This is a genomic window from Celeribacter marinus (assembly GCF_965656515.1).
In the GTDB taxonomy this organism is placed as follows: domain Bacteria; phylum Pseudomonadota; class Alphaproteobacteria; order Rhodobacterales; family Rhodobacteraceae; genus Celeribacter; species Celeribacter marinus_D.
Genome location: NZ_CBFHKW010000052.1, coordinates 1 through 17,587 on the forward strand (window position 1 = coordinate 1; position 17,587 = coordinate 17,587).

General features: G+C 53.5%; 23 protein-coding genes and 1 pseudogene. 20 read left to right on the forward strand and 4 right to left on the reverse strand.

The window, feature by feature from the left end:
• From ACTG34_RS10950 to ACTG34_RS10960, 3 genes and pseudogenes are all read left to right on the forward strand, one after another.
• A pseudogene (locus ACTG34_RS10950) lies at window positions 1-176 on the forward strand (30S ribosomal protein S3); the annotation flags it as partial.
• 13 nt (window positions 177-189) lie between these two features.
• Window positions 190-603: a 50S ribosomal protein L16 gene (gene rplP / locus ACTG34_RS10955; protein WP_062217289.1), complete on the forward strand. Its 414-nt coding sequence runs from the start codon at window positions 190-192 to the stop codon at window positions 601-603.
• Between the two features lie 158 nt (window positions 604-761).
• On the forward strand, window positions 762-1,529 hold the full coding sequence (locus tag ACTG34_RS10960; protein WP_439104955.1) for an ion transporter: 768 nt from the start codon (window positions 762-764) through the stop codon (window positions 1,527-1,529).
• Between the two features lie 20 nt (window positions 1,530-1,549).
• Here the strand turns inward: ACTG34_RS10960 and ACTG34_RS10965 are convergent, their stop codons facing one another.
• Window positions 1,550-2,173, reverse strand: a complete 624-nt coding sequence (locus tag ACTG34_RS10965) for a TIGR02466 family protein (RefSeq protein ID WP_439104956.1) — start codon at window positions 2,171-2,173, stop codon at window positions 1,550-1,552.
• Between the two features lie 149 nt (window positions 2,174-2,322).
• Here ACTG34_RS10965 and ACTG34_RS10970 point away from each other — a divergent pair, with 149 nt between their 5' ends.
• The 13 genes from ACTG34_RS10970 to rpmD all read left to right on the forward strand — a co-directional run bounded on the left by ACTG34_RS10970 (window position 2,323) and on the right by rpmD (window position 7,967).
• The gene (locus ACTG34_RS10970) at window positions 2,323-2,769 is read left to right on the forward strand and encodes a hypothetical protein (RefSeq protein ID WP_439104957.1); all 447 of its coding nucleotides are present in this window, start codon (window positions 2,323-2,325) and stop codon (window positions 2,767-2,769) included.
• On the forward strand, window positions 2,766-3,476 hold the full coding sequence (locus tag ACTG34_RS10975; RefSeq protein WP_439104958.1) for an HTTM domain-containing protein: 711 nt from the start codon (window positions 2,766-2,768) through the stop codon (window positions 3,474-3,476). Before ACTG34_RS10970 ends, ACTG34_RS10975 begins: the two co-directional genes overlap by 4 nt.
• Before the next feature lie 203 nt (window positions 3,477-3,679).
• A complete protein-coding gene (gene rpmC, locus ACTG34_RS10980; RefSeq protein WP_062217272.1) occupies window positions 3,680-3,880 on the forward strand; it encodes a 50S ribosomal protein L29 in 201 nt (66 codons plus the stop codon).
• A gap of 12 nt (window positions 3,881-3,892) precedes the next feature.
• A complete protein-coding gene (gene rpsQ, locus ACTG34_RS10985) occupies window positions 3,893-4,120 on the forward strand; it encodes a 30S ribosomal protein S17 (RefSeq protein ID WP_062217269.1) in 228 nt (75 codons plus the stop codon).
• A 78-nt stretch (window positions 4,121-4,198) separates the two neighbouring features.
• Entirely contained in the window at window positions 4,199-4,567 is a 369-nt protein-coding gene (gene rplN, locus ACTG34_RS10990) for a 50S ribosomal protein L14 (RefSeq protein ID WP_062217266.1), read from the forward strand.
• Entirely contained in the window at window positions 4,567-4,872 is a 306-nt protein-coding gene (gene rplX / locus ACTG34_RS10995; RefSeq protein WP_062217264.1) for a 50S ribosomal protein L24, read from the forward strand. The genes rplN and rplX overlap by 1 nt, the downstream gene beginning before the upstream one ends.
• Window positions 4,872-5,435, forward strand: coding sequence for a 50S ribosomal protein L5 (gene rplE, locus ACTG34_RS11000; protein ID WP_439104959.1), 564 nt, complete (start codon window positions 4,872-4,874; stop codon window positions 5,433-5,435). Before rplX ends, rplE begins: the two co-directional genes overlap by 1 nt.
• A gap of 21 nt (window positions 5,436-5,456) precedes the next feature.
• Complete coding sequence (rpsN, locus tag ACTG34_RS11005) at window positions 5,457-5,762, forward strand: 30S ribosomal protein S14 (RefSeq protein WP_062217259.1); 306 nt, start codon at window positions 5,457-5,459, stop codon at window positions 5,760-5,762.
• A gap of 12 nt (window positions 5,763-5,774) precedes the next feature.
• A complete protein-coding gene (rpsH, locus tag ACTG34_RS11010) occupies window positions 5,775-6,167 on the forward strand; it encodes a 30S ribosomal protein S8 (protein ID WP_062217256.1) in 393 nt (130 codons plus the stop codon).
• Between the two features lie 10 nt (window positions 6,168-6,177).
• Window positions 6,178-6,711, forward strand: coding sequence for a 50S ribosomal protein L6 (rplF, locus tag ACTG34_RS11015; protein ID WP_439104960.1), 534 nt, complete (start codon window positions 6,178-6,180; stop codon window positions 6,709-6,711).
• Window positions 6,712-6,722: 11 nt separating this feature from the next.
• Complete coding sequence (gene rplR, locus ACTG34_RS11020; RefSeq protein ID WP_062217251.1) at window positions 6,723-7,082, forward strand: 50S ribosomal protein L18; 360 nt, start codon at window positions 6,723-6,725, stop codon at window positions 7,080-7,082.
• A 117-nt stretch (window positions 7,083-7,199) separates the two neighbouring features.
• Window positions 7,200-7,766 (forward strand): 30S ribosomal protein S5, encoded by a 567-nt coding sequence (gene rpsE / locus ACTG34_RS11025; RefSeq protein WP_062217248.1) that lies wholly within the window; start codon window positions 7,200-7,202, stop codon window positions 7,764-7,766.
• A gap of 12 nt (window positions 7,767-7,778) precedes the next feature.
• The gene (gene rpmD, locus ACTG34_RS11030) at window positions 7,779-7,967 is read left to right on the forward strand and encodes a 50S ribosomal protein L30 (protein ID WP_062217245.1); all 189 of its coding nucleotides are present in this window, start codon (window positions 7,779-7,781) and stop codon (window positions 7,965-7,967) included.
• Between the two features lie 97 nt (window positions 7,968-8,064).
• Here rpmD and ACTG34_RS11035 read toward each other — a convergent pair whose 3' ends face one another.
• Complete coding sequence (locus tag ACTG34_RS11035) at window positions 8,065-9,960, reverse strand: acyl-CoA synthetase (protein ID WP_439104962.1); 1,896 nt, start codon at window positions 9,958-9,960, stop codon at window positions 8,065-8,067.
• A gap of 249 nt (window positions 9,961-10,209) precedes the next feature.
• Between ACTG34_RS11035 and ACTG34_RS11040 the strand changes: the two genes are divergently transcribed.
• Entirely contained in the window at window positions 10,210-11,328 is a 1,119-nt protein-coding gene (locus ACTG34_RS11040; RefSeq protein WP_439104963.1) for a beta-ketoacyl-ACP synthase III, read from the forward strand.
• Between the two features lie 91 nt (window positions 11,329-11,419).
• Here the strand turns inward: ACTG34_RS11040 and lysM are convergent, their stop codons facing one another.
• Window positions 11,420-11,851, reverse strand: coding sequence for a peptidoglycan-binding protein LysM (lysM, locus tag ACTG34_RS11045; protein WP_062217238.1), 432 nt, complete (start codon window positions 11,849-11,851; stop codon window positions 11,420-11,422).
• Window positions 11,852-11,984: 133 nt separating this feature from the next.
• Window positions 11,985-13,772, reverse strand: coding sequence for an ABC transporter transmembrane domain-containing protein (locus tag ACTG34_RS11050; RefSeq protein ID WP_439104964.1), 1,788 nt, complete (start codon window positions 13,770-13,772; stop codon window positions 11,985-11,987).
• 418 nt (window positions 13,773-14,190) lie between these two features.
• On the opposite strand from ACTG34_RS11050, the gene ACTG34_RS11055 reads away from it, so the two are divergent.
• From ACTG34_RS11055 to ACTG34_RS11065, 3 genes are all read left to right on the forward strand, one after another.
• Window positions 14,191-15,192 carry a glycine betaine ABC transporter substrate-binding protein gene (locus ACTG34_RS11055; RefSeq protein ID WP_439104967.1) on the forward strand — a complete coding sequence of 334 codons (1,002 nt, stop codon included), beginning with the start codon at window positions 14,191-14,193 and terminating at the stop codon, window positions 15,190-15,192.
• Between the two features lie 101 nt (window positions 15,193-15,293).
• Window positions 15,294-16,181, forward strand: coding sequence for an ABC transporter permease (locus ACTG34_RS11060; RefSeq protein ID WP_439104965.1), 888 nt, complete (start codon window positions 15,294-15,296; stop codon window positions 16,179-16,181).
• Window positions 16,174-17,262: a quaternary amine ABC transporter ATP-binding protein gene (locus ACTG34_RS11065; protein ID WP_439104966.1), complete on the forward strand. Its 1,089-nt coding sequence runs from the start codon at window positions 16,174-16,176 to the stop codon at window positions 17,260-17,262. Before ACTG34_RS11060 ends, ACTG34_RS11065 begins: the two co-directional genes overlap by 8 nt.
• Window positions 17,263-17,587: the final 325 nt, after the last annotated feature.

Sequence of the window (17,587 nt, forward strand, 5' to 3'; positions counted from 1 at the left end):
TGCGCGCAGACATCGACTACGCGCCGTATGAGGCGATGACGGCTTATGGCATCATTGGTATTAAAACATGGATCTTCAAAGGTGAGATTATGGAACACGACCCTCAGGCTCGTGACCGTCGCGCTGAAGAAGCCCAAGCTGGTCCGGCGCCTCGCGGCGACCGCGGCCGTCGCTAAGGAGAACTGAACAATGCTTCAGCCAAAGCGTACTAAATTCCGCAAAGCCCACAAAGGCCGTATCCACGGTGAGGCTAAAGGCGGTTCTGATCTGAACTTCGGCACGTATGGCCTCAAAGCCATGCAGCCCGAGCGTGTAACTGCACGCCAGATCGAAGCTGCACGTCGTGCCATGACGCGTCACATGAAGCGTCAGGGCCGTGTCTGGATCCGGATTTTCCCTGACTTGCCCGTCACATCGAAGCCAACCGAGGTTCGTATGGGTAAGGGTAAAGGTTCCGTGGATTATTGGGCATGTAAGGTCAAACCAGGCCGAGTCATGTTTGAAATCGACGGCGTATCGGACGACATCGCCCGCGAAGCTCTTCGCCTCGCCGCAATGAAGCTCCCGATCAAAACCCGCACCGTGGTTCGCGAAGACTGGTAAGGCGGTTCAATCCGCGAAAGCGGATTGGCTGGTCACCAAGGTCTAAAAAATAGGAACCCCCGCCGATAGATCGGCGGGGGTTTTGTTTTACAGGATGCGCCCTTGAACCATCGCGCCTTTGTACGCATATCTCCCATAATAGACCCGTAGAGGCCGACATGCGTGCAACCGTTTCCGACATTCTCGACAAACCGTTCACCCGCCAGTTCATTATGGCGGTCATTTTGTTCAACGCCGTCATTCTCGGCATGGAAACCTCCGCGACCATTATGGAGCGTGCAGGGCCTTTGATCCTTTTTCTGGACAGACTCTGCTTGACGGTCTTTGTCATTGAATTGACCGCGAAGCTTTACGCGCAAGGTCACCGTTTCTTCCGTAATCCATGGAATATTGTCGACTTTGCGATTGTTGGCATATCTTTGGTGCCTGCGGGGGCTGGCCTATCGGTCTTACGTGCCTTGCGGATTTTTCGTTTGTTGCGCGTCGTGTCCGTGGTGCCAAGCCTAAGGCGCGTGGTCGAGGCCTTCGTCATGGCATTGCCGGGCATGGCCTCGGTCTTTCTGCTCACTGGGATTATCTTTTATATCGGGGCCGTCATCGCGACCAAACTCTATGGTCCGAGTTTTCCTGAATGGTTCGGAACACTGGGCGGCTCACTTTACACGCTGTTTCAGGTTATGACGCTTGAAAGCTGGTCCATGGGCATCGTGCGCCCCGTGATCGAGCAACACCCGCATGCATGGCTGTTCTTCATACCTTTTATCCTAATCACAGCCTTCGCCGTGATGAACCTCGTGGTGGGCCTTATTGTCTCTACCATGCAAGACGCGCATGCCGAGGAAGAGCACGCAGCGACTGACAGCTACCGCGAAGACATCACAGCCCGCCTTGATCGAATCGAAAAAGCGCTATCGGAGCGGCGCTGAATTGCCGAATACCTTTTGCATTACTCCCCCCAGCGATAGTTAAAACTCACGCTTACTCGATCGAACTCGCTTTGGTTCGTGACAACTTCGTGGCGCAGCCAACTTTCCCAAAGCATTACATCGCCTGCCTCGGGTTTCAGATAGATAAAGTTTTGCATTTCGCGTCGCGCGTCTTTTAGGCGGGGTGGAGCGGCCATCATCATCGCGTGGCGCGGATCTTCGAGGCGAAGCGCCGACGCGCCCTCGGGCATTGCCACATAGGTTGTCCCCGAAATCACCGAGTGAGGGTGGATGTGAGCGGAGTGGTATGCGCCTTCGGGTAGGACATTGATCCACAGGTCTTCCAGAACGAGTTTGCGGTCATCGAGGTTGAACTGCAAATCCTGCGCAAAGGCCGCAACATGTTTGTCGAGGGCCGCCACCATGTCCTTGAATATAGGGAACCGCCACGGCAAGTCGGTCAAAGAGGCATAGGATGTATAGCCCGGAAAATTGTTGTCCTCACACCATTGTTGCCCAGCCTCATCGTCTTCTGCAATGGAATAGCAACTGTCGAACAACTCATCCTCGCTGATCTGAGCGCCGACCTCGTTGAGGCGGGCTTTGTATAGACGGGTGACGAAGAGGCTTTCGATATCGGACATGGGATTTCCCTCGGAATTAGGCGTGGACAACCAAAGGCCGCCGCCGCGTGACAAGAATGTCTTAAGCACAATCGCATAGTCTCGCAATCATTCGGCTTTCACTTGCCTCTGCTAGACACGCTCGAAACACTCAATAACGGATTGCGCATTTGCTTCGATTAATTTCTCTTCTGCTGCCCGCGTTGATGCCCTCGTGGAGCTTTTTCAAAACGGTAGAGGCCTCGCCGCGTGTCGAGTTCCGATTGGGGCAGGGGGCGCAGTGGGGGGCGTGGCAAGAGGCCCGTCCACGCCCCGCTCGCATTCCGGTTGCGCGGCAATTGCGCCGCATGGTGTGGAATCCGCGGTGGAATGAGGAACTTTATATGGTGTCGCTTTCTGAACGCGTGATCATCGCGCCGTCCGCGCATAGTGTGGACAGCCTCAATGCACTGATCGCGGCGAGGCTGGAGCCGGAGGCACGCGGGGTTCTACAATTTCGTATCGCATTTCTCGACAAAGAGGGCGCGCAGATTGTCAAAGCCATCGAATATGAAAGCGACCCTGTCCCGCTTTTGCGTCCTTGCCAGACGACCAGCCAAAGTGCGGCTCGCCCGTGAGCGTGGTCCTGTCGCTGTCTGACACCGTACGCCTCACCGAGGTGTTGTTATCTGTCGCCGTCATCCAACAAAGCGCTGAGCATATGACCCGTGTGGGTGCGGAGCGGTTGATTTTCGGCGTCCGCGTTCTGGTCGCGTTCGGCTTGCTGATCGGGGACAATTCAGGCCCATTAGTTGCAGGTGTGGCGATTGCTGGGCTGTTTGCGGCTGAACTTGTGATGTTGCACCGGTTTCAGGGGCCGTATAATGGCGGGTCGTCGAAAATGACGCTGCTGATCATCGCCTGTCTAGGTGCCTATCATCTCGCACCTACGGAGCGCGGCCGCGAGCTTGCCGTGGCCTACCTTGCGGCTCAACTGACCCTGTCTTACTTCGTGTCGGGGTACGTCAAGGTGATCCGACACGAATGGCGCTCGGGCAGAGCGCTCACCGACGTGTTTCGCTTCTCCGCCTATCCCGTCTCGGAGCGCCTACGCGGATGGGCCGACCGCCCCCGCGTGCTCTTGGCCATGTCATGGGGCGTGATGGGGTTCGAGCTGGTCTTTCCGCTGACACTCCTGCATCCACTTGCCCTCATGGCGGGGCTTTTTGTGGCGGCGGGCTTTCATTTTTCCAACGCGCTGTTCTTTGGCCTCAACCGTTTCTTCTGGATCTGGATTTGCGCCTACCCATCGATCCTGTGGTTTCAAGGCCGCGTGTTCGGGTGAGAGGGGCCCGCCCTGATTTTAGCGGCGCCGCACCCCAACACATCCTCAGCTTTCGCTTGCCCCGCGTGGTTGCATCCCCTATAGAGCGGCATCGCGCAGATTCTCCGTCAGGGGAGTCGTGTGCTTTGACATAACCCACTGGGCCGATGGTCACCCCGAAACGGGCGCCTACCAGTGCCACTAGGAATTAAGGAGAGGCGAATATGAACGCCCAAGAAATGCGTGCCAAAACGCCGGACCAGCTCCGCGAAGAATTGGCGAACCTCAAGAAAGAATCCTTCAACCTGCGTTTTCAGCAGGCCACGGGTCAGCTCGAAAATACCGCTCAGATTCGCAAGGCACGCCGTTCGGCTGCCCTCGTGAAAACAATTCTGACCGAAAAAGCCGCAGCAGCGGCTGAATAAGGAGCGACACCTATGCCTAAGCGTATTCTTTCCGGGGTCGTAACCTCGAACCAAAACGAACAAACTGTAACCGTGTCTGTGGAGCGCCGCTTCAAGCATCCGGTTCTCAAGAAGACGATCCGTAAGTCCAAAAAGTACCGGGCTCACGATGAGACGAACCAATTCAACATTGGTGATGCCGTCCGTATTCAGGAATGTGCACCAAAGTCGAAAACCAAGCGTTGGGAAGTTATTGCGTAAGCAATTGCTCACCAGCTTAATCGAAACCCTGGGGGATTTACGGCGCTGCAGCCTACCCCATAGGTCGGGAGAAACTAAATGATCCAGATGCAGACCAATCTGGATGTAGCTGACAATAGCGGCGCTCGCCGTGTTCAGTGCATCAAGGTCCTCGGCGGTTCGCACCGTCGTTACGCGTCCGTGGGTGACATCATCGTTGTTTCGGTGAAAGAAGCCATTCCGCGCGGCCGTGTGAAAAAAGGGGACGTGCGTAAAGCCGTCGTCGTTCGCACAGCAAAAGAAGTTCGTCGTGATGACGGCACTGCTATCCGTTTTGATAGCAATGCTGCTGTGATCCTCAACAACAACAACGAGCCCGTAGGTACACGTATCTTTGGACCAGTTGTTCGTGAGCTTCGCGCTAAAAACTTCATGAAGATTATCTCACTCGCTCCGGAGGTGCTGTAATGGCTGCTAAGCTCCGTAAAGGCGATAAGATCGTCGTACTTGCCGGTAAGGACAAGGGCAAACAGGGCGAAATCGCCTCTGTAAATCCTGCCAAAGGCAAAGCAATTGTGGAAGGCGTCAATGTCGCCCTCCGTCACGCGAAAGCGACACAGGGTGAGCAGGGCGGCCGTCAGCCGGTTGCAATGCCAATCGACCTGTCTAACCTCGCGCTTCTCGACAAAAATGGCAAAGCAACGCGCGTTGGCTTCAAGTTTGAAGGTGACAAGAAAGTGCGCTTCGCCAAAACGACAGGGGACGTAATCTGATGCTCGACGCTGACACATACACCCCGCGTCTCAAGTCGCTTTATATGGACACCATTCGTGCCGCACTCAAAGAAGAGTTTGGCTACAAAAACGATATGATGATCCCGCGTCTGGACAAAATCGTTCTCAACATCGGTTGCGGTGCTGAAGCTGTACGTGATTCCAAAAAAGCGAAATCCGCTCAGGAAGATCTCACAGCGATCGCCGGCCAAAAGGCACTCACCACAATCGCCAAGAAATCCATTGCTGGTTTCCGCGTTCGTGAGGACATGCCTCTCGGTACGAAAGTCACTTTGCGTGGCGACCGTATGTATGAATTCTTCGATCGTCTGATCACGATTGCAATGCCTCGTATCCGCGACTTCCGCGGCGTATCGGGTAAATCCTTTGATGGCCGTGGCAACTACGCCATGGGTATCAAAGAGCACATTGTGTTTCCCGAGATCAACTTCGACCAAGTGGACGAAGTCTGGGGTATGGACGTTGTAATCGCCACTACGGCGAAAACCGACGCTGAAGCCAAGAGCCTGTTGACTGCGTTCAACATGCCCTTCAACAGCTAATCGCGCGAGGAGTTAGAGAACATGGCTAAGAAATCCATGATCGCACGTGAGGTCAAGCGCGAGAAATTGGTGGCAAAATACGCTACTAAACGTGCCGCCCTCAAAGAGATCATCTATGATCAAGAGAAGCCGATGGAAGAGCGCTTTCGCGCATCCTTGAAGCTTGCAGACCTGCCGCGCAACAGCTCGGCTACACGTCTTCACAACCGCTGTCAGCTGACAGGCCGTCCACACGCTTACTACCGTAAGCTCAAGGTCAGCCGTATCATGCTGCGGGAACTTGGCTCCATGGGCCAGATCCCCGGTCTCGTGAAATCGAGCTGGTAAGGGAGAGATATTATGAACGATCCTATCGGCGATATGCTTACCCGCATCCGCAACTCTCAGATGCGCGGCAAATCCGTGGTCTCTACGCCAGCTTCCAAGCTGCGCGCATGGGTCCTCGATGTGCTGCTCGATGAGGGCTATATCCGCGGTTACGAAGGTAGCACTGATGTCAACGGTCACGCGACCCTCGAGATCAGCCTCAAGTACTATGAAGGCACCCCTGTTATTCGTGAGATCAAGCGTGTTTCCACGCCTGGCCGTCGCGTATATCTCGGTGTCAAAGACATCCCAACGGTCCGTCAGGGTCTAGGTGTGTCGATTGTCTCCACCCCCAAGGGTGTGATGTCGGATGCAAACGCTCGTGCCAACAATGTTGGCGGCGAAGTGCTTTGCACGGTCTTCTAAGGAGAGCGCAATGTCTCGTATTGGTAAAAAACCGGTCGACCTGCCCAGCGGCGTAACTGCTTCTGTCTCCGGCCAGACCATTGAAGTTAAAGGTTCCAAAGGAACCCTTTCCTTCACCGCAACCGATGATGTCACAATTACTCTTGCTGATAACGCAGTAACCGTCACACCACGTGGCAGTTCCAAGCGAGCACGTCAGCAGTGGGGCATGTCCCGTACTGTTATCTCCAATTTGGTAACAGGCGTGTCTGACGGATTCAAAAAAGAACTCGAAATCAACGGTGTTGGTTATCGTGCGCAGATGCAGGGCAATGTCCTGAAGCTGTCGCTTGGTTACTCGCACGAGGTCAACTTTGAAGTGCCTGACGGTGTCACCGTCACTGCTCCAAAACAGACTGAAATCGTTGTGGAAGGTGCTGATGCACAACTCGTCGGCCAAGTCGCGGCAAACATCCGCGAATGGCGCAAGCCCGAGCCCTATAAAGGCAAAGGTATCAAGTACAAAGACGAGTACATCTTCCGCAAAGAAGGTAAGAAGAAGTAAGGACGCTCAAAATGGCAAACAGCAAAAGAGACCTGTTCTTGAAGCGCCGCCTGCGCGTCCGGAACAAACTTCGCAAGAGCAATGTCGGCAAGCTTCGCTTGTCGATCCATCGCTCCAACAAGAACATCAGCGCACAGCTGATCGACGACGTTCAGGGTGTAACCCTCGCGTCCGCATCTTCGCTCGAGAAAGATCTCGGCGTGATCGGAACGAACAATGTCGCAGCAGCAGCCAAAGTCGGCGCAGCACTGGCGGAGCGGGCTAAAAAAGCCGGCGTCGAAGTGTGCTACTTCGATCGTGGTGGCTTCTTGTTCCACGGCAAAGTAAAAGCCTTGGCTGAAGCAGCGCGTGAGGGCGGTCTGAAGTTCTAAGCACTTGTGGGGGACGATACGTTGTCCTCCCGATGATCCAGGTCGGGCGCGCCAGTCGCGCCCGTCACTGCGATCGAGATAAGCGGCGCATATGCGCCACCTTGAAAGGATAGTTCTATGGCAGAACGTGAAAATCGTCGCGGCCCACGTCGCGATCGTGAAGAAACACCAGAGTTTGCTGATCGCCTTGTCGCGATTAACCGCGTCTCCAAAACTGTGAAAGGTGGTAAGCGCTTTGGCTTCGCCGCACTCGTAGTTGTTGGCGACCAGAAAGGCCGCGTTGGTTTCGGTAAAGGTAAAGCGAAAGAGGTCCCCGAGGCCATTCGCAAAGCCACTGAGCAAGCCAAGCGTCAGATGATCCGTGTTGCTCTCAAAGAGGGCCGTACATTGCACCACGATATGGAAGGTCGCCACGGCGCCGGTAAAGTTGTGATGCGCACCGCTCCACAGGGTACTGGTATCATCGCCGGTGGTCCGATGCGTGCTGTGTTCGAAATGCTCGGCATTCAGGACGTTGTTGCGAAATCTACGGGCTCCCAGAACCCGTATAACATGATCCGCGCAACGTTGGACGGCCTTCGTAAAGAGGCCTCCCCACGTTCCGTGGCTCAGCGTCGTGGCAAAAAAGTCGCCGAAATTCTCCGCAAGGATGATGCTCCGGTTGCTGAAACCGCTGAAGCGTAAGGAATCGGACACATGGCTAAAACTATCGTTGTAAAACAGATCGGTTCCCCGATCCGTCGTCCCGCCAAGCAGCGTGCGACACTTGTTGGCCTCGGCCTAAACAAAATGCATAAAACCCGCGAATTGGAAGATACACCTTCCGTACGCGGCATGGTGGATTCTATCCCACACCTCGTCGAGATCATCGAAGAGCGCGGCTAAATCCTAACGCATTCACGAATAGAAACGCCCCAAGGTTTTTGACCTCGGGGCGTTTTTCTGTTTATCGCTTGGCAATGTACCGCGCTTGAAAAAAAGCCTATTCCGACCATTCCCATGGGTTTATGAACTCACCAAGGCAGGCCGCAATTGCGTCGGCATGTGACTTAGCAGCTGGGTCAACTTGAGCAACCAAACCCCGTTTTTTGTCGTCAATGACTTTGACGATAGAGGCTGGAATTCCAGCTTGCACCAATGCACCGTTATAGATGCGCGTAATTGCGCGTTTGCGCAGATCAGGTTTAAACACTTTGCCGACAGCAGTTTTGGGAAGCTCGTCCAAGATTTCAATGTGTTTGGGATATGCGGCGCGCTCGTGGATATGGACACACGCGTATGCCATAAGGTCGTCTAGCGTGACTGAGGCACCATCGACCAATTCCACATAGGCGCATGGTAGCTCGCCTGAGTGTGCATCGGGCTGGCCAATCGCACCGACCATTGCGATGGCTTCATGACCAGCAAGGGCCTCTTCAATTTCGGCGGGGTCAATATTGTGCCCGCCGCGAATGATCAAGTCCTTTGCGCGCCCGGTAATCCACAAATATCCATCGTCATCGATGCGGCCTAAATCGCCCGTACGCAAATAGGTGTCGTGATGGAAGAGGTCGTGGTTTTTGTCTACCTCTGTGTAGGTTGATCCAGCAAAGACACCAGGATTGTCGATGCAGATTTCACCAACTTCGTCCGGAGCACACTCTCGTGGGCCATCTGGTGTCTGGACCAAGATCTTAACATTGGTATGAGGCAACGGAATGCCAACGGATCCGATTTTCTTTGGCCCGCCGACGGGATTTACGGATACCAAACAGGTAGCTTCCGTTAGTCCGTACCCTTCGACGATTTCTACACCCGCTGCGGACTCAAACCGCTTGTAGAGCTCCACTGGGAGGGGACTGGATCCTGAGAACGCCATTTTGACCGACGAGATGTCAGCATTCACGGGACGCTGCATTAGGGCGGAGATGGCGGTTGGGACAGTGATAACAAATGTCACGTTCCAACGTTCGCAAAGTTTCCAGAAATTATCGAAAACGCCTTCACCACGGTAACCCGCCGGCGTTGGGAACACGCCTTGAGCACCACTTGATAGCATCGCCATGATTATGACGTGGCATGCAAAGACGTGGAACATAGGCAGAGGGCACATGATCACATCGGTTTCATCAAACAACAATCGCGCCCCGAGCCATCCGTTATAGATCATACCTGAATAGCAATGTTGAGCGACCTTCGGCATCCCTGTTGTCCCACCCGTGTGGAAATAGGCGGCCACACGGTCTGCGTCACCATCTGCAAATTGAAGAGTATCTGACTGGCGGTTTAATTCGGCGGTGAAGTTCAAGTAGTCGGCGTGATTTGTCTGTGCCATCACGTTTTTTGGACGAATAAGGGGCACGATCCAGCTTTTGGGCGGACTGAGATACGACAAAAGATCGACCTCAAGTACGGTATTTACATTGGGTGCGTGTCGCACAGCCTCTGCGACCTTTTGGGCAACGTCGGTTTTGGGAAATGCGCGCAGCGTGACAACGACTTTGGCATTCGTCTCGCGCAGGATTGCCGCAATCTGTTCGGGCTCTAGCAGCGGATTGATCGGATTTACGATCCCCGCGACCATACCGCCGACAAAGGTTATCGCGGTTTCGTGGCAATTCGGCATGATGTACGCAATTGTGTCCGTCTCTTGGATACCGAGATCGCGGAACATGTTTGCGGCCTGAGTCACGCGTTTATGGAACGTGCGCCATGTCAGTGTCTCCGCTTTGTCCGTTGGGCCTGACGTTATCTGGTATGAAAACGCTGGGCGGTCCGGAAATTTGGACGCCGTATCACTTAAAAGTCCGTAAATGGTGGCCGGTATATCGCGCTCTTCCCACGTCATCTCATTGTGGATCGCGTCGCGTGCGGCAAATGAACTGAAATCAGACGCCATGGTTCCTCCCTTTCTCTGCGTAAGCTTATCCGCAAAAGTCGTGCATGCGGATTGCCTCTCCCCTTTTCAATGATAGTGCGTAGAAACACCGTCCCGCGCAAGCCTTGCTGGTCCGTGTCCTACGCAGCGTCATCGCCCCACGGCCCACCTAGAACGCCACGTCATTCATACAACTGTCGTCGCGCAGTTGTGGACCTTGGCCGGTCTGGCGCGTAGCCTTCGGTTCAGTCCATAGGGAGAGATGATATTATGACAGACGTATTCATAAGCGGAACAGGTGTGTTTACGCCACCCCATGTGATCACGAATGATGAATTGGTCGCCTCCTATAATGCCTATGTCGGCTTGCACAATGAAGAGAATGCACAGGCCATTGCGGCAGGAAATGTCTTAGAAAAGTTGCCCTCAACATCTGAGTTTATTTTAGCTGCGTCAGGAATCGAGCAGCGGTACGTGATGGAAAAAGATGGCATTTTGGACCCACGCCGCATGTGTCCGCGCCTTCCGCCGCGCAGCGACGATGAGCCGTCTATTATGGCGCAGATGGGATGTAGTGCTGCGACCGATGCGCTCGCCCGTGCAGGGATTTCTGCATCGGATGTCGACCTCATCATTGTTGCCGCCTCTAACATGGAGCGAGCGTATCCTGCGATGGCTGTCGAAATCCAACAGATCTTGGGCGCGGGGGGCTTCGCGTTTGATATGAATGTTGCATGTTCGTCGGCCACGTTCGGAATCCAAGCGGCGGCTGATATGATCCGTAGCGGGTCTGCCGTCCGTGCACTGGTGATCTCTCCCGAGTTGCCATCGGGCCATTTGGAGTGGCGGGACCGTGATTGCCACTTTATCTTTGGTGATGTGGCGACCGCTGTGTTGTTGGAATCGGGCGATGTCGCTGAAACTGCTCAGTTCAAAGTAGTGTCGTCTGCGTGCGCCACAAAATTTTCAAACAATATTCGAAATAATAACGGCTTTTTGCGGCGCGCGCATGACCAAATGGATGATCGCCGCGACATGCAGTTCGTGCAGAACGGGCGAAAGGTGTTCAAAGAGGTCCTTCCGCTTGTGTCGAAACACATCGCGGACCACCTCAAACGCGAGGGAGTTGTGCCCGATGATCTTGCGCGGCTCTGGCTGCACCAAGCCAACAAGACGATGAATGACTACATCGGGAAAAAGGTACTTGAGCGTGAGCCTCGGCATGGTGAGCAACCCAATATTTTGCAAGACTATGCCAATACGTCATCGGCAGGCTCCATCATCGCGTTTTCGAAACATTCGTCCGATCTAAAGCGCGGTGCGCGTGGTCTCATATGCTCCTTTGGTGCGGGCTATTCGGTTGGTTCAATCCTGGTCGAGCGAGTTTGAGCTGAGCGTATATTTCATCCATCCAATACGAATGTAAGATGTAGAAAGGGCGCCCCAATGGGACGCCCTTAAACATATCGATTTGGCTTGGTTATGCCTTTTTATCTTGCGGGATGCGAAGCATCTGACCTGGATAGATTTTGTCAGGATGCGACAACATAGGTTTGTTTGCTTCAAAGATTTCTTCGTAGCGCGCGCCGTTGCCCAGAGCCGCAGCTGAAATACCCCAGAGTGTGTCGCCCTTTTTGACTTCGTGGAACACGGGATCGTCGCCACCAAGGTTATCCTCAACAGATGCGATACCTTCGATGTTGCCAGCCGCCATGATGATTTTTTCTTTGGCTTCTTGTGAAATTGCGGAGCCACCAATTTTCACAGTGTCACCGTCTACTTCGATTTCGACACCTTCGGCCTCAAGCCCGAGAGCTTCGATTTCGGCCAAAAGATCATCTTTGTTCGGCGCGTCATCTTTTTTGCCAAAGACCGCTTTGCCTGCATTTTTCGCGAAATTCCACAAACCCATAGTCATTCTCCAAATGGTAAAGTTACGATTGAGCGCATAAAATATCGAAACTTTGGGAAAGAAAAGAAGAAACTAAAGGATAATTTACAAAACCTGCCCGCCCGATGTGGCGAACAGATTTGATTGGCGCGCTTTATTCGCCATGTGTGAACTGGAGCTTTGCAAGGCGGGCGTAGAGCCCCCCTTGTGCAACGAGATCGTCGTGGGTTCCGGTGGCTACAATTCTGCCATCTTCGAACACAAGAATACGATCGGCTTTTTTGACTGTCGCAAGGCGGTGCGCAACGATGAGCGTGGTGCGTGTGCGTGCCAACTCCTCGACGGCTTTTTGGACGGCTTGTTCACTTTCAGAATCCAGCGCGGATGTTGCCTCGTCGAGTAACAGGATTGGCGCATCTCGTAAAATCGCACGCGCGATTGCAACGCGCTGCTTTTGTCCGCCCGAAAGCATGATGCCGCGCTCGCCAACATAGGTGTCGTAACCCTCGGGCAGTTTGGCAAGAAAGTCATCAGCATTTGCTGCCTTGGCCGCAGCAATGACGCGCTCTAGCGGTGCATCAGACGTCCCAAACCGAATATTGTCGGCTGCCGAGGCTGCAAAAATAACAGGATCTTGAGGCACCAATGCAATTTGGCGGCGGTAATCGCTGCGCGCCATGTCTGAAATGGCCACGCCGTCGATTGAAATCGTGCCCTCTTGCGGTTCATAAAACCGTTGCAACAATTGGATTATCGTCGATTTGCCTGCGCCTGAAGGGCCAACAAGGGCAACTGTTTCACCGGCTTTGATCTCAAACGACACATCATCAAGGGCCGCTTGTGTAGGACGTGCCGGATAAGAAAAACGCACAGCGTCAAACGCGATTGCGCCTTTTACTGGGGCAGGCAAGGTGAGGGGGGCCACGGGATCTTGTACCGGGTCTTGTGAACGTAAAAGCTCGATCAGACGTTCGGTCGCTCCTGCCGCGCGTTGAAGCTCGCCCCAGATTTCGGAAAGCGCGCCGGCCGCACCCGCGACCATGATCGCATAAATCACGAACTGGACCAACTCGCCGATCGACAACGTGGCTTCGCGCACGTCGCGCGCGCCGATCCAAAGGACACCCACAACTCCAAAGAAGATGAGTGTGATGACGATCACCGTCATAACAGCGCGGGTTTTGACGCGGGTATGTGCCGAAATAAAACTCATTTCTGTCACGGAACCAAACCGCGAGGATTGTTCATCTTCGGCAGTAAACGCCTGAACCGTTTGGGCGGACAGAAGTGCCTCGGAGGCGGTGCCGGACGAGGATGCAATCCAGTCTTGGTTTTCGCGGCTCAGTTTGCGCAATCTGCGACCTAAAACGATGATGGGCACGATGACGATTGGCACAATGAGCAACACCAGTCCGGTGAGTTTAGCAGATGTGATCATCATCAAAATGAGACCACCAATTAGAATAAGAAAGTTGCGCAGCGCCACCGAAATGGATGAGCCGATGACGGAAAGGATTAGTGTCGTGTCTGTTGTGATGCGCGATAGAACTTCGCCGGTCATGATCCGCTCATAGAATGCGGGGGACATGCGGATCATACGATCGAATACCGCTTTTCGGATGTCGGCAACAACGCGTTCGCCCAGTCGCGTCACAAGGTAGTAGCGAAGCCCAGTCCCTAGCGCGAGTAGGAACGCAATCGCCAACGCCGCACCAAAGTATTTGTCGAGCAAAAGCCCTTGTGATGCTTGAAAGCCATCAACCACGCGGCGAACGGCAACAGGAAGGATAAGTGAGATACAGGCGGTGAGGACCAATGCCATCATCGCACCGATCATTACGATTTTATAGGGTTTGATAAATGGCCAAAGTTCCGCCAATGCGCCGACGCGCTTGGATTTTTCGCGCTCTGCGGCATCCTGAAGTGTGCGATCGTCAGCCATCTCATTTCCTTCTCGGGCTTTATCTTGCGCACGACTGATAGCGGTGCATCAATGGCTGGGCAACCTTTGGCGGATTGTTATGATGACGCAGCCTCCAGAATATTATCGCGATACACACGGATTCAGTACCTACTCTTCTGTGATATAATGGTTTTTTCGCGACAGTTGAGGTCCGCACTATGCGGCCAGCAGTGGCGTTTTAGGCAATCGGGTTGCATTTGAGCGCACAACATGTAGATTCAGCACACGCTCCGCCGATCGTGCCTGTCTTTATTTAGAGGGGCGTTCCTAACGAGGAACAGCGAACGGACGTGTGGAGAAATCGCCCAATTCGGGGTGGTGCGCGGTCCAATTTGTACGTCTCAACGGCGTCGGATCGCTGAACACACACGAAGTAAGCAGGATCACTCTTATGACTATGACTAAACTTGTTGCTGCCAGCGCTCTGTCCATTGTGGCGTCCGCCGGTGCTGCCTTTGCCGCAGATTGTGGCGATGTAACAATCGCCGAAATGAACTGGGCCTCTGCCTCGTTCATGGCAAATGTAGATGCAATTATCCTCGAAGAGGGCTACGCATGTAACGTAGAACTCATCACGGGGGACACGACGCCGACTTTTACATCTATGAACGAAAAGGGTCAGCCAGACATCGCACCTGAGCTTTGGATCAACGCCGTGGCAACGCCTTTGGCGGCGGCCAAAGAAGCCGGTTCGCTTGTCGCCCTCAACGATGGTCCTATCACAGGCCTCGGCGAAGGATGGTGGGTGACCAAAAAGTTCAAAGAAGATCACCCCGAACTCGACACCGTTGAAAAGGTACTTGCTCACCCTGAGATGTTCCCATTCATCGAAGATGAATCCAAAGGTGCCTTTATGGGTTGCCCTGCGGGTTGGGGCTGTCAGTCGATCAACGCCAACCAATTCCGCGCATTTGACATGGAAGAAAAAGGCTGGGTTCTGGTTGATCCGGGTTCCGCCGCTGGTCTTGACGGGTCGATCGCGAAAGCGGTTGATCGTGACGAGCCATGGTTTGGTTATTACTGGGCACCTACCGCGATTATCGGCAAGTATGACCTACAGATGTTGCCATTCGAAGCCGAATACGCAGGTGACGACAACTGGAATAACTGCATTTCCTTGCCTGAGCAGGATTGCCTCGATCCACAACCAACATCGTGGATTGAATCCGCAGTTGAGTCTGTTGTGACTGATGAGTTCATCGCAAAAGCCGGCCCTGCAACTGATTATTTCAAAGTACGTGTGTATCCTGGTGACGTCATGAACGGCATGCTGGTCTATATGAACGAAAACCAAGCATCCGGCGAAGATGCCGCTTATGAATTCCTCGCGACTCAGGAAGACCTGTGGATGCAGTGGGTTCCAGCAGACGTTGCCGAGAAAGTTAAAAACGCACTGTGAAGACCAACCTTAGTGCGGTCTGAAACATGAATTGAGGGCCCGCGATCCGGTTTACGGTCTGTCGCGGGCCCTTTTTTTAGAAAAAACGGGAATCAATACCTATGAATTGGCTAATTGAGTTTCCTTCGATGGGTCGTCGCGACCTGTCGCTGTTGAAACAAAGTATCGACGAGAGCTTTCGCACATTTTCGCGGGCTTTTGGCGACGACCTCGAGGCGTTCTTTACGCCGCTTTTGAAATTCTTGATCTTTTTCGAGAAGCTGTTGACGGGTGCGCCATGGCCGCTCGTGATTGCTGTGATCGCTTCACTGACTTGGCTTGGCGCGCGATCATGGAAAATCACCTTGGGCACGATCATTGCGTTCGTGTTGATCGGGCGTTTGGGCATGTGGGAAAATACGATGGCAACCCTCGCCATTATCTCAGTTGCGACATTTGTTTGTATCGCTGTGGGGATTCCCATCGGGATCTTTATGGCGCGTTCAGATTGGGCGCAGCGGATTGTTACACCTATTCTCGACGTGATGCAGACGATCCCGTCATTCGTATACCTTATCCCCGTTGTTATGCTTTTGGGCATCGGGAAGGTGCCTGGTTTAATTGCTGTCTGTATATACGCGATACCGCCAATCGTTCGCCTCACGAACCTAGGTATTCGTTTGGTTGATCGTGATGTCATGGAAGCTGCCGAAAGCTTTGGCGCATCCGCGCGGGAAAAGCTCTTTGGTGTCCAAATTCCGCTGGCTTTGCCAAACATTTTTGCTGGTGTGAACCAAACAATCATGATGGCGCTGTCTATGGTTGTGATTGCATCGATGATTGGTGTGAAAGGTTTAGGCACGCCTGTGTTGCAGGCTATCGCCAACCAATACCTTGCATTGGGTATTATGAATGGTCTGGCGATTGTGGCTCTTGCCATCATCTTTGACCGTGTGAGCCAGACGTATGGTAAGCGCCTTCAGGCGTATCGGGAGACTGGACATGACTGATCTCAACATGAAGTTTGCGAACGCGGAAGACGCCCAAGACGAGATTAAGGTGTCTATTCGCAACCTCTATAAAGTGTTTGGAGATGATCCCAACGGTGCTATGACTCATGTGCATGCTGGCATGTCTAAGCCTGACTTGATGGATCAACATGGCCACGCGCTTGGACTCAAAGACATTACTCTCGACATCCCTGCCCGAAAGGTTCAGGTCATTATGGGGTTGTCGGGGTCCGGCAAGTCTACATTGATCCGTCACCTCAATCGTTTGATCGAACCTACCGAGGGTGAGATCTGGGTTGATGGTGAGAATGTCATGGGGATGAGTGCCGCAGAGCTGCGTGACTTGCGCAGGTTCAAGATGTCGATGGTTTTTCAGAAGTTCGGTCTTTTCCCCCACCGTACGGTATTGGAAAATGCGGAGTATGGTCTGGAAATTCAGGGCGTAGACAAAAACGAGCGCGACGAGCGGGCCCGCAAATGGCTTGATCGAGTGGGCCTCAACGGATTTGAGGAGCAATACCCGTCTCAACTTTCGGGTGGTCAACAACAGCGTGTCGGCCTTGCGCGAGCTCTGGCAACGGATGCTGATATCCTTCTTATGGACGAAGCATTCTCTGCATTGGACCCTTTGATCCGCACGGATATGCAGTCCATTTTGCTGGAGCTACAAGAAGAGCTGCACAAGACGATCATCTTTATCACCCACGACCTCGATGAGGCGCTCAACATTGCTGATAGCATCGCCATTCTACGTGATGGCGAAATCATCCAATCTGGCGATCCGCAGGACATTATTATGAAGCCGGCGGATGACTACATCACTGACTTCATTAAGGACATCAACCGCGCCAAGGTTGTGCGGCTGCGGTCTATCGTGCGCAAAGGGGCTACAGGCGAGGGGCAAACTCTGTCCGGTGGCATGTCGATTGAAGCGGCACTTCCCAAATTACACAAAGCACCCGGTGGAACCTGTCCGGTAGTCTCGGCAAAGGGTGTTCCCCTAGGGGCAGTGTCACTGGATGATGCGATAAACGCGCTCAAACCTCTGGAAAGCGACGGGGATGACGTGCGCTACGCCTAATTTGATGGCGATATACAGTTTAGAAAGGGCGACTCGTAAATGAGTCGCCCTTTTTTGTGCCAAAATGACAAGTTTTGGCGGAAATTTCGCGCGATTAACGAAAGTTGCACGCGCTAGGTGCGACTCGCACCGTGATTCCCACCCCCGATTCACAGTGACTCGTGGTTGATTTTGTCTGTGCTTTTGTATTCTTGCGTTGGGGGCTGTGGATAAGCACAATATGTTGCGTTGGTTGTTCTGCGTTGGGGTGTGTTTGACCTAGGGTCAGGTTGGAATTGGTTTGAGGGTTGAGGAAATCGATGAATATTTATTGTTTATTATCAGT